At 40.0% G+C, this 14,197-nt stretch carries 15 protein-coding genes; 10 read left to right on the top strand and 5 right to left on the bottom strand.

What is annotated here, in order from left to right:
* Nucleotides 1-27: 27 nt before the first annotated feature.
* A complete protein-coding gene (locus tag ESY88_RS14925; RefSeq protein WP_147086045.1) occupies nucleotides 28-291 on the top strand; it encodes a hypothetical protein in 264 nt (87 codons plus the stop codon).
* A 190-nt stretch (nucleotides 292-481) separates the two neighbouring features.
* Nucleotides 482-1,840 (top strand): exopolysaccharide biosynthesis polyprenyl glycosylphosphotransferase, encoded by a 1,359-nt coding sequence (locus ESY88_RS14920; RefSeq protein WP_147086044.1) that lies wholly within the window; start codon nucleotides 482-484, stop codon nucleotides 1,838-1,840.
* A 116-nt stretch (nucleotides 1,841-1,956) separates the two neighbouring features.
* Here the strand turns inward: ESY88_RS14920 and ESY88_RS14915 are convergent, their stop codons facing one another.
* Nucleotides 1,957-3,162: a glycosyltransferase family 4 protein gene (locus ESY88_RS14915; protein WP_147086043.1), complete on the bottom strand. Its 1,206-nt coding sequence runs from the start codon at nucleotides 3,160-3,162 to the stop codon at nucleotides 1,957-1,959.
* Nucleotides 3,159-4,481, bottom strand: coding sequence for a phenylacetate--CoA ligase family protein (locus ESY88_RS14910; protein ID WP_147086042.1), 1,323 nt, complete (start codon nucleotides 4,479-4,481; stop codon nucleotides 3,159-3,161). Before ESY88_RS14910 ends, ESY88_RS14915 begins: the two co-directional genes overlap by 4 nt.
* 109 nt (nucleotides 4,482-4,590) lie before the next feature.
* Here ESY88_RS14910 and purD point away from each other — a divergent pair, with 109 nt between their 5' ends.
* A complete protein-coding gene (gene purD / locus ESY88_RS14905) occupies nucleotides 4,591-5,862 on the top strand; it encodes a phosphoribosylamine--glycine ligase (protein WP_147086041.1) in 1,272 nt (423 codons plus the stop codon).
* A 22-nt stretch (nucleotides 5,863-5,884) separates the two neighbouring features.
* Here the strand turns inward: purD and ESY88_RS14900 are convergent, their stop codons facing one another.
* Complete coding sequence (locus ESY88_RS14900; protein WP_147086040.1) at nucleotides 5,885-6,112, bottom strand: DUF6341 family protein; 228 nt, start codon at nucleotides 6,110-6,112, stop codon at nucleotides 5,885-5,887.
* A 166-nt stretch (nucleotides 6,113-6,278) separates the two neighbouring features.
* On the opposite strand from ESY88_RS14900, the gene ESY88_RS14895 reads away from it, so the two are divergent.
* A complete protein-coding gene (locus tag ESY88_RS14895; protein WP_147086039.1) occupies nucleotides 6,279-7,202 on the top strand; it encodes a DUF6427 family protein in 924 nt (307 codons plus the stop codon).
* Here ESY88_RS14895 and upp read toward each other — a convergent pair.
* Entirely contained in the window at nucleotides 7,191-7,850 is a 660-nt protein-coding gene (upp, locus tag ESY88_RS14890; protein ID WP_147086038.1) for a uracil phosphoribosyltransferase, read from the bottom strand. The two genes, ESY88_RS14895 and upp, sit on opposite strands and share 12 nt — an antisense overlap.
* A 198-nt stretch (nucleotides 7,851-8,048) precedes the next feature.
* Between upp and ESY88_RS14885 the strand changes: the two genes are divergently transcribed.
* Nucleotides 8,049-8,657, top strand: coding sequence for a DUF4254 domain-containing protein (locus tag ESY88_RS14885; RefSeq protein WP_147086037.1), 609 nt, complete (start codon nucleotides 8,049-8,051; stop codon nucleotides 8,655-8,657).
* Nucleotides 8,658-8,737: 80 nt separating this feature from the next.
* Nucleotides 8,738-9,775, top strand: coding sequence for a glycosyltransferase family 9 protein (locus tag ESY88_RS14880; protein WP_223270846.1), 1,038 nt, complete (start codon nucleotides 8,738-8,740; stop codon nucleotides 9,773-9,775).
* A gap of 253 nt (nucleotides 9,776-10,028) precedes the next feature.
* Here the strand turns inward: ESY88_RS14880 and ESY88_RS14875 are convergent, their stop codons facing one another.
* Nucleotides 10,029-11,084 (bottom strand): ferredoxin--NADP reductase, encoded by a 1,056-nt coding sequence (locus ESY88_RS14875; RefSeq protein WP_147086036.1) that lies wholly within the window; start codon nucleotides 11,082-11,084, stop codon nucleotides 10,029-10,031.
* A 110-nt stretch (nucleotides 11,085-11,194) separates the two neighbouring features.
* On the opposite strand from ESY88_RS14875, the gene ESY88_RS14870 reads away from it, so the two are divergent.
* The 4 genes from ESY88_RS14870 to ESY88_RS14855 are packed head-to-tail and all read left to right on the top strand — an operon-like array spanning nucleotide 11,195 to nucleotide 14,187.
* Nucleotides 11,195-11,536, top strand: coding sequence for a PadR family transcriptional regulator (locus ESY88_RS14870; protein ID WP_147086035.1), 342 nt, complete (start codon nucleotides 11,195-11,197; stop codon nucleotides 11,534-11,536).
* A complete protein-coding gene (locus ESY88_RS14865; RefSeq protein WP_147086034.1) occupies nucleotides 11,533-12,225 on the top strand; it encodes a hypothetical protein in 693 nt (230 codons plus the stop codon). The genes ESY88_RS14870 and ESY88_RS14865 overlap by 4 nt, the downstream gene beginning before the upstream one ends.
* A 52-nt stretch (nucleotides 12,226-12,277) precedes the next feature.
* Nucleotides 12,278-12,685, top strand: coding sequence for a DUF2059 domain-containing protein (locus ESY88_RS14860; protein ID WP_147086033.1), 408 nt, complete (start codon nucleotides 12,278-12,280; stop codon nucleotides 12,683-12,685).
* Nucleotides 12,686-12,708: 23 nt separating this feature from the next.
* On the top strand, nucleotides 12,709-14,187 hold the full coding sequence (locus tag ESY88_RS14855; protein ID WP_147086032.1) for a DUF5687 family protein: 1,479 nt from the start codon (nucleotides 12,709-12,711) through the stop codon (nucleotides 14,185-14,187).
* Nucleotides 14,188-14,197 lie beyond the last annotated feature (10 nt).

Below are 14,197 nucleotides of genomic sequence, written 5' to 3'. Positions count from 1 at the left end.
GCAGTAATCGGCACCGGCTAGGGAAATTTGGTCACAGTAGCAGCTTTGGCAGAAACTGGCAACGAAGTGCTTTGCATCGCTATTGAAGAGCAAAAGGTCAAAAATACAAACGAAGGATCAATCGATGAGCCACACTTGCATCTTTTGTCCGCAAGAACTATTAAAGCTGGCCGATTAAAATTGTCCACCTCGTTTAATGAAGGTTTAGAGCATGCTGAAATCATTTTCTTTGCGCTACCCAGACCTGAAGCTAGAGATGGCTCTGCTAACCACAAGTCATTTTTAATGTGAGAAAATTATACAGAACTACTTATATTAGTGGTGAAGGATTTTGTTACAGCAGCATTGAGAAAGCGGTCGCGAGTTAAGTGGCCTGCCTAACTTCAAAACGATTTCCTCTAAAAGTGAGCTGTTTTTTATGTGGAGACGAAACTAATGGCTATTTTGTGTTATACTAATCAAACAATTACAAAGCAAAACATTGAGTTTATTTAAACAAGGCCGGTATTCAGGATATTTAAGACCCATTTCATACTTAATCGATTTAAGTATCTTGAATGGGTTTGCCATTCTATATTTTTTCAAAACCATAGATCCTGTGGTGTTTATTGCATTCGCTTCTATCTCTTGGATCATCTTGTCCATCTACTCCAGTTTTTACGAGGTGTATCGCTTTACAAGGGAGATAAAGATCTTATCTCTCACATTTAGGCAAATGATACTCTTTGCGCTCATTATTTTTGCGTTTTCAGGTTTCTACCAAGAGCTTAATATTTATCCGGTCACGGTGCTCAAGTACATTCTGCTGGTCTTCGTGTTGATTTCATTTTTCAAGTTCGCGGTGTATTATCTGCTTCAAAAATATCGGGTATCCTTCGGCGGAAATTACAGAAGAACCGTCATTTTTGGAGTCAATAAAAAAACAATGGCACTTGAGCATTTTTTCAATAAAAATCCAGAATACGGCTATGTGCATAGCAAAACTTTCAATTTCAAGGAGAAAAAATTGGTCAATCTACAGGAATGTTTTCGGTTTATAAAAGAAAATGACGTGGATGAGATTTACTGTTCCATTTCAGAATTGACCAACCTGCAGATTAGTGAGATCGTTAGTTTTGCCGATAACAATTTAAAGATTCTCAAGTTCTTGCCAGACAATAAGGAAATCTATTCCAAAAAGCTCAAGTATGAGTATTACGATTATATCCCAATTTTATCTTTGCGCAATATCGCTTTGGAAGATTCCTTCAACATGGTGATCAAACGCAGTTTTGACATCTTTTTTGCCAGTATGGTCATTGTCTTTATACTTTCATGGCTCACACCTATCATTGCCATTTTCATAAAGCTGGAATCCAAAGGGCCTGTGTTTTTTAAGCAATCCAGAAATGGATTCAATTTTAGGGAGTTTGACTGTTATAAGTTTCGGTCCATGATGCCTAACAAAGACGCGCATTTATATCAAGCCACACGAGGCGATCAACGCATTACCAAGATAGGTGGGTTTATTAGAAAGACCAGTATTGATGAGCTGCCACAGTTTTACAACGTACTGTTTGGCGACATGTCGGTTGTTGGTCCAAGACCACACATGGTAAGCCATACCAACATCTACGCCAAGAGAATCGATAAATTCATGGTAAGGCATTTTGTAAAACCGGGCATTACCGGTCTGGCACAAATTAGTGGCTTTAGAGGAGAGATAGAAACCGATAAAGACATCATAGGTCGGGTTAAATACGATATTTTTTACGTTGAAAACTGGTCGCTATTTCTAGATCTCAAAATCATTACAAGAACCTTCCTAAGCGCAGTAAAAGGCGATGATAAAGCGTATTAATCACGCAAGATGCTCGTTTTTAGTATAGATTTCAAGCGCAATCAAAAACTGAATGTTTTCAAATAAGTCCTGTGAATCCCTAATAAATTATTGAACTGCCAATCTCTTGGTCACAATCAAGTCTCTGTTCTTGATTCTTGGTTCTTGATGCTTTTTTCTAAAATCACACGTTCAAGCTCAAGCAACTGTTTATCAAAATCAAAATGAATGCGCGCTGTCTCTTGGATTTCTGTTCTCATTTGACCAGTAATCTGCTCTTTTTGTATTGTTGAAATCACAGTGTTTAAATGGGCATAGTTTCCTGCCTTCGCAACCCAACCCAATTCATGTTTTTTGATGAGCGTTTCGCCCTCACCACCTCCAAAATAGAGCATGGGCAATCCCAATCTGGCGTATTCGAAGATTTTGGAAGGTACTGAGCCATAGATACGGTTGAGCAATGGGATCACGGTTACGTCGTAGGCTTGTAGCACACGATGCAATTCCTGCCTCGAAACTTGCCCGTGATACACGATTGGGAGATAGGCGTGATCGGCGATAAATGCTTCTAATTTTGACTGTTCGGCGCCAGAGCCATAAATGTGCAACTCAATGCCTTCAAAGTTCAATTGTTCACACATACTGTAAATACCTTGTGCAATGCCTAAAAGACCTGCATAGACTATGCTAAGTTTTCGGGTTTCAGAATGCTGTTTGGGCAATTCGGGTAAATTGAAATTTGGGAAATTCCGATAAAGAAACAGGGCTTTCTTGGGGCAAATTGAGCCAATGTGCTCTAAGATTTCCATACTTTGACCCATGGCCAAATCGGCATTGGCGTAATTGAATTTCTCAATACGCTCTAAAATACGATAGCTAAAATTCTTTTTAAAAGCACCCAGTTCCAAGCCTGCAATTGGCCACAGGTCGCTTACATTTAGGATGAGTTTTCGTTTTTTGGAGCGTAAAAACAGCATACAGGTAAAAGCGACCAAAAGCGGAGGCGATTGTACAATAACGGTTTTGGGTAATTTGTTCCAAAGAAAAAACCAGATTAAACTGAAACTGTAAGACAGCATGGCAAATAGCCGAAAGAACTTATTTTTGGAGTTACTTGCAAAGATCCACAAGCGATGTATTGTGACCCCGTTTTCTTCGGAAACTTGTTTGAAACGGCTTCGATAACCCTCAAAAATGCGACCTGTTGGATAATTGGGCAAAGGGGTTATCACTGAAACCTTATAGTCCAAATGCTGCAACCCTTCGGCAAGATGATGGATTCGATTGGATGCAGCGCCCGGCTCTGGTGGAAAGTAACTGGTAATGATGGCAATTTCTTTCATGCCTTATCTTGATTTAACAACGAAGTGAATTGCTTCAGTTTGCCACTTTTGCTGCGTTGTAATTGTTCTTGTCGCTCAAATATCACGGTCAAACCAGGTTCTAGGTAGCGCGTCATGGCTTTGATGATGTTTTGTTGTTGTGCTTCGGAAAGTATTTCGGTGCCCACATAAGCTACCTTAAATTGATCAATTTGATGTTGTTCAATCACAAATTCCTTTACTTTTCCGTCGTTTTCAATAATGCTCTTGGTAATGTAATAAAAGGTAAGGCCGGCAGCCTGCTTTCCGCTAGGCAATAGCACAATGTCGTTGCTGCGACCCACTAATTTTTGGAGGATTGGTTTTTTGGTACTGCTATCTTTTGAGAGGCTTCCTAGGTCTCCAATGTCATAGCGTATAAAAGGATGTGCTTTGTTATAAAGTGAGCTAATCACGATGCGCCCTTCTTCGCCGTAGGGTAACACCTGATTATTGGGGTCTAGGATCTCGACAAACAGACTTTCACTGTTGACCTGCCATTGGTCATTGGGGTTTTGAAAGGCAATCAGGTCCAATTCCGAAGCACCGTATTCATTGACAATGGGGAGTCCCAATTGGGATTCTAAAAGTATTTTGTCCTGTTCGAAAAGCATTTCCGAAGTGACCACACACACGTTCAAACTCGGGCATAGATCTTTCAAAATGATGTCTCTTCGCTGTAAATACTTAGCAAATTGTACAATAGCGCTTGTGTAGCCATTGATGTAGTCAAATGCAGTGGTTCTAAATTGGTGCAGACATTTTTCAAAAGCCGCATCACTCAAATCAAATACCGAAAACCGAAACCTATTGCCAAAATAATCCTTGATACGTTCCTTATAATAGCCTTTTTTATCTAGGGGAATTCCATAGAAGCGCGCTTGTTTGGAGTGATTGAAATCCAGCCCATACCAACTAAAACGGTCTTGAATCACAGCCCAAGTCAACGCATGGCAAAATTTATCCTTGGCAAACACAAATGGATCTCCAGAGGAGCCAGAGGTTTTATTGACGTAAACCGATGCTGTGGAATAACCCTCGGAAAGTCGCTGCTTTAAAGGGACTTGCAGATCGCGTTTGGTCATCACGGGAAGTTGTTCCCAAGTCGAAACATTTGCATCGCTCACAAAATCTCTATAGTAGGCATTGTATTTCAAGTGATGTGCAAGGATTGCTTTTTTTTTGGCTTTAAGCGATGCTGCAAAATCGATCTCATTTTTTTGGTGTATGGCAACAAGGGCTTCTTTCGCTGCCTTGAGCGGAAAACCATTGAGTTTTAAAGTGAGGTCAAAAAGGTTCAAAAAATAAAAAGTCTATAAAATGAGTTGTAAAGTAAAGAAAAAAAAGTCGCCTCACGAACTTTCCTTAGCCACTTAAAACGACTATTTTTACACAAATTAAATAACTAGCATGACCATTCTTATTCTTGGTTCCGGCGGAAGGGAGCACACTTTCGCTTGGAAAATCGTTCAAAGCACAAGCTGTGAAAAACTATATGTTGCCCCGGGAAACTCAGGTACTGCACAAATTGCGACCAATGTGGATCTCAAGGTGACCGATTTTGAAGCCATAAAAAAACTGGTCATCGAGAAACAGATCAACATGGTGGTTGTTGGTCCAGAAGATCCTTTGGTACAAGGAATCCACGATTTTTTTCTCAACGATGAGCAACTCAAAAATGTGGCGGTTATTGGTCCGCAAAAAGCTGCAGCCCAGTTGGAAGGCAGTAAGGAATTTGCCAAAGAGTTTTTGATCAAACATAAAATCCCAACAGCAGCTTATCAAAGTTTTGATGCCAGCACAGTTGCCAATGGCTATGAGTTTCTGGAAACGCTTAAGCCACCTTATGTTTTAAAAGCCGATGGTTTGGCAGGCGGAAAGGGCGTTTTAATACTTCAGGATCTTGAAGAAGCCAAAGTAGAACTCAAAAACATGCTAGTGGATGCCAAGTTTGGCGCCGCGAGCTCAAAAGTGGTTATTGAAGAATTTCTTGATGGTATTGAATTGAGTTGCTTTGTGCTTACTGATGGCGAACACTATAAAATTCTTCCTACGGCCAAAGATTATAAGCGTATTGGCGAAGGTGACACCGGATTGAACACCGGCGGAATGGGTGCCATCTCACCAGTGCCTTTTGCGACGGAATCGTTTTTGAATAAAATTGAAGAACGCATTGTTAAACCCACAGTTCTAGGTTTACAAAAAGACAATTTGCCTTATAAAGGATTTATTTTTATCGGCATCATCAAAGTTGGCGATGAGCCGAAGGTGATTGAATACAACGTAAGAATGGGCGATCCAGAGACCGAAGTGGTGCTGCCTAGACTTAAAAATGATTTGGTTGAGATTTTTGAAGCCATTGCAAATGAACGTCTCCATGAGATTGAGCTTCAAATTGATGAACGCACTGCCGCAACGGTGATGCTGGTTTCTGGTGGTTATCCTGAAGCTTATGAAAAAGATAAGGAAATCACAGGATTGGATGAGCTATCAGGTTCTATCGCTTTTCATGCAGGAGCCAACTCAAAGGAGGGCAAGATTGTAACCGCTGGAGGGCGCGTTATGGCGATAACTTCTTTTGGAGACAGTTACCAGGCGGCCATAAAAAAATCTTATCAAAATATAGAAAAACTACATTTTGATAAGATGTATTACCGCAAAGATATTGGTTTTGACCTTTAGCAGGCCAAACCCGAACCCTTATTTATAGGTATGAATGTGAAGTGATGCTCTTGTTTTCCTCACCACTATCTGTGTATTTTTTAAGCTGTAACATCCAATAGACAAAAGCTGCAAAACCAACAAGGATAAAAAGCCAAGAAAAAATGTTGGCCAACCACCAACTGTCCAATTGTAAAGCTCTAAGCCAATCATAAGGTGCAAAAAGTACGTTAACGAACAAGTCTTCAATACCGTAAAAAAAATCTGTCATGATCATATTATTTTAGAAAGCAATAATCGCTTCACGGGTATAACCCTATATTTACAGCACAAATTTACATAAATTTTTGCTTTTTTATTGTAAATATTAGATGAAACACCCCAAATGAACCATTTGTTTTTGAGCCGAATAATAAAAACCAATTTTTGAATTAAACATGCTTTCCAATTTTTTCAGTAAATCAAAACCCATTCATTACCTAATTCTAGGGTTCTCGCTGTTGTTTATTTTTGCAGCGGCCAAGTTTAGCGTGCTTGAGCCCAACCTTAGCTTGCTAATGGTATCAAAACAATTGGGCTTATTTCTGGTGTGCTTGGGATCGGTTTTCATTTTCGACTTTTTTGTGACCAAAAACAAACTCACACAGAAAAATAGTTTTAAGATGCTATTATTTGTGCTGTTTATCGCTGTTTTGCCAGAGACGATCTTAAATACCAGAATCTTACTGGCTAATTTTTTCTTGATTTTGGCCTTGCGTCGCATGTTGAGTTTGAGAACGCACAAAATGGTCAAAAAAAAATTGTTTGATGCTGCATTTTGGATTGCAGTGGCCACCTTGTTTTATTTCTGGTGTATTCTGTTTTTTATATTGCTGTTTACCGCACTTTTGGTTTATAGTTTCACAGATATTAAGAACTACATCATTCCCCTAACAGGTATCGCCACCGTAGCGATTTTAGCTGTTTCTTATCAGCTTGTTTTGGGTTACGATTTGAGTGCGTATTATGAAAGTCAAACCGACTTCAGTTTTGATTTTACAGCCTTAAATTCCAAGCGCCTAATTATTGGAGCCACCCTTTTGTTCTCTTTCGGCCTATGGTCCTTGTTCTATTATTTGAGAAATATCAAATCGAAAACGAAAAGTTACAGGCCCACCTTTAAATTGATTGTGGTTACCGCGTTGTTGGCTGTGGTCATCATCGTTTTGGCGCCTTCAAAGGATGGCAGTGAGTTTATATTCCTGTTTGCGCCTTTGGCCATTATCATGACGAACTATTTGGAGCTTATTTCAGAAAAATGGTTTAAGGAAACCTTTCTATGGATTTTGGTGCTCACACCAATTTTTATCTCACTGTTGTAACTTATTCCCAAACGCCAAATCCCCAGCGTCGCCCAAACCAGGGACGATATACCCTTTGTCGCTCAAGTCTTCATCCACTGCGGCGATCCATAAATGAGTGTCTTGGGAAAAATGCTTACTTATCAAATCAACACCAGGCTGTGCGCCAATAACACTTACTATATGAATGTTCTTGGGCTTCCCAAAGGGTCTTAAGGCTTCAAAGGTGGCCACCATAGATTGGCCTGTGGCTAACATTGGGTCTGCCAAAATCAAGGTTTTGCCTTCCAAACTTGGGCAGGCCAAATATTCTACAATGATTTCGAAGGTTTCAGGGGTTTGTTTGTGATGTCTATATGCTGAAATAAAGGCGTTTTCGGCATCGTCAAAATAATTGAGCAACCCATTGTGTAAAGGCACCCCAGCTCTTAAGATGGAACAAAGCACAATTTCGTTTTGATATAGGGAAGTTTGCTTTTCTCCCAAAGGGCTCACAACGGTTTTGTCTTTGTACTGAAGCGTTTTGCTCATCTCATAACCCAACACCTCACCAATGCGTTCTATGTTGCGTCTAAAGCGCATGCGGTCTTTCTGGATGTTGACGTCTCTAAGGTCGGCAATGAAAGAGTTAAGTATGGAATTGTGTTTTGATAGATCGTGAATGTGCATCTGTGGACTTGCTTTTGTAGATGCTAAAGTTAAACTTTTTCAGACTTAATTCCTTAAAGCGAGCCTTGGTTTTATGGTTTTTGTTGCGCTTTGCAATTTGGTCCTAAGTTTCAGCCATTGAAATTTTACACTTCCCCGTCTTTGCCTCAATCTGTTTTATTTATTCCCACTATATTTGTGATACAAAATTTAGAAATTATGTTTTCAGACAAAGCCAATACCATTTTTCAAGACGTTATTTTAACCTATCATAAATTGAACAATGTAGGGCAACCCTTTACTAATTTATATGACAAGGATAAGCAATTGATTGAACATTTACTCTACAGAAAATCTTGGATCGATACCGTGCAATGGCATTACGAGGATATTATTCGCGATCCACAAATTGATCCTGACGCCGCTCTAAAACTGAAACGCCAAATAGACGCCTCCAACCAAGACCGTACAGATATGGTTGAGTATATTGACAGCTATTTTCTTGAAAAATATAAAGATGTTACCCCAAAACCAGATGCCACGATCAATACGGAAAGCCCGGCTTGGGGCATCGATCGCCTTTCAATTTTGGCACTCAAGATTTACCACATGAATGATGAGGCCATTCGTGAGGATGCTTCTGATGCACACCGCACTGCTTGTAAAACAAAATTGGACATTTTGTTGGAGCAACGCAAAGATTTATCCACAGCAATTGATACCTTATTGGAAGATATTGGTAAAGGTGATAAGTACATGAAAGTCTATAAGCAAATGAAGATGTACAACGACGATGAACTCAATCCTGTCTTGCGGTCGGGGAAATAGACAGCATTTTTTTTAAATACCGGTTTGTACGGATGCATAACAGTTTAAATAGAATTGTTTTTAGCAGTCTTAGATAAATAATGCCAACTCAAAAAAAACACATCCTCATCATCCGTCTCTCTGCCATGGGAGACGTCGCCATGACCGTACCTGTGTTGCGGGCATTGGTGGCACAATATCCCGAAGTGAGACTAAGCGTTTTGACCAGGGCATTTTTTAAACCCTTTTTTAGGGATCTGCCAAATGTGAGCGTTTTTGAAGCCGATTTAAAAGGAAGGCACAAAGGCCTCTTTGGTCTCTGGAAACTCTCACAAGAACTCAGGGCTTTGGGTTTTGATGCAGTTGCCGATTTACACAACGTTTTGCGAACCAAGATTCTGAAATGTTTTTTCTTCGGAAGGAAGGTCGTGCAAATAGATAAAGGCAGAGCCGAAAAAAAGGCGCTGGTTACTGGCCAAAAATTTGAACAGTTAAAAACAACGCACGAACGCTATGCCGATGTTTTTGAAAAACTAGGGTTTCCACTGGATCTCTCGAATCCAAGTTTTCCTGAACGGGCAAGATTAAGTCCCGAACTATTAGAAATTCTCGGCACGGATACCAAAAAATGGATTGGGATCGCCCCTTTTGCCGCATTTTCAGGCAAGATGTATCCCATAGATCTTATTGAAAAAGTGATTGAAATACTTTCCAAAACTTATAAAGTGATTCTTTTTGGTGCAGGAAAGGATGAAATCTTGCTCATAAAAAAACTTCTCAAAGGCAAAGCAAACAGCATAAATCTTGCGGGCCAATTGGCTTTTAGTGAAGAATTGGATGTGATCTCAAATTTAGACGTCATGCTTGCGATGGACTCTGGAAACGCACATATCGCGGCCATGTTGGGCGTTGAGGTGGTTACTATTTGGGGCGTCACACACCCGTTTGCGGGCTTTTATCCTTTTAATCAAAGTAAAAACAACGCCATTTTAGCCGATCGAAAACAGTTTCCGCAGATTCCTACCTCCATTTATGGCAAGGACTATCCTAAAGGCTACGATAAGGCCATGAGAAACATCTCGCCAGAGCAGGTGGTTTCGAAAATCAATTCTATTTTAGAGAACTCAGCTTTCAAATAGCGCGGTTAAAAAAAAAGGGTTTTAAAAATTGGGGACTCATCCAACTTCATGAGTACAAAGTCTTCATTTAGCAAAAAAACCCTTCAGTTTAAAACAGGCAATTAGATCTTCGTTGTATGATTTAAGTAGAAGAGCACTTAAAAAAAACCAGTAAATATAATTGCAATGCGAATGATTCTTGCGAATATAAATTAACCCACAACCCACAACCCACAACCCACAACCCACAACCCACAACCCACAACTCCCAACCTCACACGTCATCATAATCCACCGTGATCGTCTCTGTAGTGGGTTGCGCTTGGCAAGTCAAAATAAGGCCTTCCTTCAACTCGGCATCGGTAAGTATGTTGTTTTGGCGCATGGTAGCTTCACCTTCAGTAATTCGGGCGATGCAACTGCTGCAAATGCCACCTTGGCAAGAGTAGGGTGCATCAAGATCCTCATCTAAGGCAGCCTCCAAAATGGTTTGATTTTGCGACATTTCGAAATCAAAAGTCTCATCGTCTAACATTACTTTGACCTTGGTTTTGCCATCGGTTATGCCTGTATCATTGGTTTCGATGGGTTTCGCCGCTTTGAAGAGTTCAAAATGTACGCGATTCTCGTCCACATCGTTGGCGAGCAAAACATCTTTCACTGCGAAAATCATGCCTTCGGGACCGCAGAGATAGTAGGCATCCACATCAATATGCTTGTGCTTGTTCTTCATCACATAATTGACGGTGCTCTTTTCAATACGTCCAAAAATGGCGTTGTCTTCATCGGCCTGGCTAAATACAAACTGTATGGAAAACCGCTCGTGATATTGTTTTTGCAACGCTAAAAGCGATTTCAAGAACATGGTATCTTCGGTCGTTTTATTGCCATAAACCAAGATGACTTTACTGAGCACTTCTTCTTCCAAAGCACATTTGATGATGCTCAAGATTGGAGTAATCCCGCTTCCAGCTGCAAAGAGTGCTATATTTTTCGTTTTATTGTCATTGGGCTCAAATACAAACCTACCTTTAGGCGGTGCCACCTCCAATTCATCTCCTACTTGCAGGTGCGTATTGGCATGTGCAGAGAATATACCTTCGGCCACTTCTTTAACAGCAACCTGCAGGAGGCCGCTTTTTGGCGAAGAGCACAGCGAATAATCACGTCTTACTTCAATGCCATTGATATGGGTTTTTAGTGTGATGTATTGTCCGGCTTTATAGGCATAGTCTGCTTTTAAATGGGCAGGTACGTCAAAATTTAGGGTTACTGCATTGGAGGTTTCGCGAGTGACTTTCGCTATGGAAAGCTTATGGAAATGTGACATGTAAATTAATTTTATGTAAAAATAAGGAAGATGTTGGTTTCTACTTTTATTTCTGCGGAAAAATTACTGCGAAAAACACCATGCCTAAGAATTTTATGTATATTTGATTTATGGCGAACTCTAAATTGTATAAGGGAAGTTTGGTGACCATCATTTTGCGTTTGTTAAAAGAGAACGAAAAAATGTATGGTTACGAAATTACGCAAAAAGTGAAGCAAATCACACAAGGCGAGTTGCAAATCACGGAAGGCGCGCTATATCCTGCACTTCATAAATTGGAAGCCCAAGGCTTATTGGATGTTGATGTACAAAAAGTGGGTAACCGCCTGCGAAAATACTACAAATTGACCCCACAAGGCCAGAAAGAAACACACAGCAAACTGCAAGAGCTGCAAGCGTATATCAAAACCATGCAAGTATTGGTAAACCCTAAATGGAGTTTGGAATCATGAGGACAGTAAACCCCCAAGAGATCGCACAACTTTACCAATTCACAAGAGCCCATTTTGTGGAATATTATGATTTACAGACCGAGTTGGTGGACCATCTGGCGAATGATATGGAGGTGATCTGGCAAAAACAGCCAAAGCTTAGTTTTGAGCAGGCGCGAGACGCTTCCTTTAAAAAATTTGGTGTTTTTGGCTTTATGGATGTGGTGGGAGAACGTCAAAAGGCGATGACAAAACGGTACATGACCTATCTTTGGCAAGAATTTAGACAATGGCTTACACTACCAAAATTAGCCATAACGCTATGCCTATTTTTGGTATTCTATACCGCATTTTCTTCTCCTTTTGTCCCATTATTTTTGGTGCTTGTGTTTGGATATCACGCTGTATGGAGCATTTACAAATCGGTGATTTTGAGAAAACGGTTTAAGAGTCGTCGAGAAAATACGTCTAAAAAATGGATGCTGGAGGAAATGATCTTCAAGCAAGCTGGCGGTGCTGCATTGCTCTTAATGTCACAATTACCAACTTGGTATAATTTATCAGGTGCTTACCTGTCAAATCCCACGCTCGTAATAGGGATATCTTTATTTACTACCGTTTTCAGTATTTATATGTACGTAAGTTTTGAGCTTCTTCCAAATAAAGCAGAAGAACTCCTAAATCAAACCTATCCAGAATACAGTATGTAACAATTCTTTATATTTGCCTACTAACATTTCAAATAACCTAAAAACACTTAACATGAAAAAACTATTAGTTGCCATTGCTTTTGTTTGTGCCTTCTCGGTTCAGGCGCAGGAAGAAAATTCCGTATTCAAAAACCAAACCATTGAGTTTATCAAGTTAACCGGTACCGCCGATGCGTTTGATAATGCCATTGCCCAAATTGGCGCCCAGGTGCCAGAAGCTAAAATGGCTGACTTTAAAAAAGAAGCGAACGGTACACTTGATGAATTGTACTCTAAAATCGCCGATTTGTACATGAAGGAATTCACCGAAGAGGATATCGCAGAGTTGGTGGTTTTCTACAAAACAGATTTAGGAGAAAAATTAGCATCCAAACAAACCACATTGACCCAATCGGCGATGATGGTTGGCCAAACTTGGGGCATGAAAGTGGGACAAATTGCCCAAAAGTACGCTAATTAATCACTACCAAATCTCAAAGGAACATGACTCTAAAACAGTTTTTAAACCTAGAATGGAAACAATATTTTAGATCGTCTTATTGGCAAAAAAGTATTGCGATCAACATTTTATTGGTGTTTTTTGCACTGTATTTTATAGTCATGTTCTTATTTTTAGGGATTGCCCTCTATCCTGGCTTAAAAGAGGCTTTTCCCGATCAGGATCCGCTCAATATTGTCAACAGCTACATGTTTTATTACATCCTTATTGACCTTGTTCTGCGCTTCTTTTTTCAAAAATTACCGGTAATGAGTGTTAAGCCCTTGCTTACGCTACCCGTAAAACGAAGCCGGGTTGTGCATTATGTGTTGCGTAAATCGGTTTTCTCATTTTTCAATTTTTTGCCTTTGTTCGCTTTTGTGCCCTTTAGCATCATGTTATTGGTTAATGGATATCCGACGGGCTCGGTATTAGCTTGGTTTTTTCTCACGATTTTGATGAGTTTGACCATTAACTTTCTCAATTTTATCATTGAAAGTTTTTCTTCGGAAACAGAGCTGTCTTTTTTGCCCATTATTGTAATAGCGGGAGGTTTATATGCCTTGGATTTTTTTAACATAGTTTCCATTTCCGGATTGGTGGCGGAAGCTTATGCATCCATCTTCAACAATCCCATTTTTCTATTAGTACCCTTGGCGCTTTTGATAGGCGTTTACCTGCTAAATCATCGCTTGCTCAAGAGCAAACTTTATTTAGACAGTTCTTTAAAAAGCAAGGTTGAGACCGTAAATGCTTCAGCAATGGAATGGACCAAACGTTTTGGCGACATTGCACCTTTTTTGCAGCTGGATCTTAAATTGATATGGCGTAACAAACGTACCAAATCCTCTGTTTGGATGTTGGTTCTGGGGCTGCTGTACGGCCTGTTTTTTTATCCGCAAGAACAAATGAGCTCACCCCCATTTTATGCTTTTGTTGGTATTTTCGTGACGGGTATTTTCTTGATAAATTTTGGCCAATTCATCCCAGCTTGGGATAGTGGCTACTACAAAATGCTCATGAGCCAGAACATCAAATATGAGCAGTACTTGAAATCAAAATTCACCTTAATGGCGATGAGTGTTATTCTGCTTTTTGTGTTGAGTATTCCATACGTGTATTTTGGATGGGAAATTCTAGTGGCGCATTTTGCGGCAGCCATTTATAATATTGGTGTCAATACCCATGTGATTTTAATTGGAGGTTCCTATAACCGAAAAAAGATAGACCTTAACCAGAGGGCTGCTTTTAATTATCAGGGTACCGGTGCGGTGCAGTGGTTGATTGGGATTCCGCTGATGCTGTTGCCATTGGCTATTTTTGCTGGTGTCTATTACCTGGCGAATTTTGAGTTTGCCTGCGCAACATTGGCTGCCTTCGGCATTATAGGCATTGTATTGCATCCCAAATTAATGACTTACATCACCCAAAGATATACCAACTCCAAATACAAAATGATTGACGCTTTTAGTCAAGACACTTAATAAACTCACC

Source organism: Subsaximicrobium wynnwilliamsii (assembly GCF_007997225.1).
Taxonomy (GTDB): Bacteria; Bacteroidota; Bacteroidia; order Flavobacteriales; family Flavobacteriaceae; genus Psychroserpens; species Psychroserpens wynnwilliamsii.
Note: the sequence above shows the minus strand (reverse complement) of the source record. Positions and strands in the feature narration are given on the sequence as shown.

What these genes read in the sequence shown, in the direction of transcription:
- ESY88_RS14915 (WP_147086043.1), bottom strand. Translation starts at nt 3,162, where the DNA reads ATGAAAGAAATTGCCATCATTACCAGTTACTTTCCACCAGAGCCGGGC.
- purD (WP_147086041.1), top strand. Translation starts at nt 4,591, where the DNA reads ATGACCATTCTTATTCTTGGTTCCGGCGGAAGGGAGCACACTTTCGCT.
- ESY88_RS14900 (WP_147086040.1), bottom strand. Translation starts at nt 6,112, where the DNA reads ATGACAGATTTTTTTTACGGTATTGAAGACTTGTTCGTTAACGTACTT.
- ESY88_RS14895 (WP_147086039.1), top strand. Translation starts at nt 6,279, where the DNA reads ATGCTTTCCAATTTTTTCAGTAAATCAAAACCCATTCATTACCTAATT.
- upp (WP_147086038.1), bottom strand. Translation starts at nt 7,850, where the DNA reads ATGCACATTCACGATCTATCAAAACACAATTCCATACTTAACTCTTTC.
- ESY88_RS14885 (WP_147086037.1), top strand. Translation starts at nt 8,049, where the DNA reads ATGTTTTCAGACAAAGCCAATACCATTTTTCAAGACGTTATTTTAACC.
- ESY88_RS14880 (WP_223270846.1), top strand. Translation starts at nt 8,738, where the DNA reads ATGCCAACTCAAAAAAAACACATCCTCATCATCCGTCTCTCTGCCATG.
- ESY88_RS14875 (WP_147086036.1), bottom strand. Translation starts at nt 11,084, where the DNA reads ATGTCACATTTCCATAAGCTTTCCATAGCGAAAGTCACTCGCGAAACC.
- ESY88_RS14870 (WP_147086035.1), top strand. Translation starts at nt 11,195, where the DNA reads ATGGCGAACTCTAAATTGTATAAGGGAAGTTTGGTGACCATCATTTTG.
- ESY88_RS14865 (WP_147086034.1), top strand. Translation starts at nt 11,533, where the DNA reads ATGAGGACAGTAAACCCCCAAGAGATCGCACAACTTTACCAATTCACA.
- ESY88_RS14860 (WP_147086033.1), top strand. Translation starts at nt 12,278, where the DNA reads ATGAAAAAACTATTAGTTGCCATTGCTTTTGTTTGTGCCTTCTCGGTT.
- ESY88_RS14855 (WP_147086032.1), top strand. Translation starts at nt 12,709, where the DNA reads ATGACTCTAAAACAGTTTTTAAACCTAGAATGGAAACAATATTTTAGA.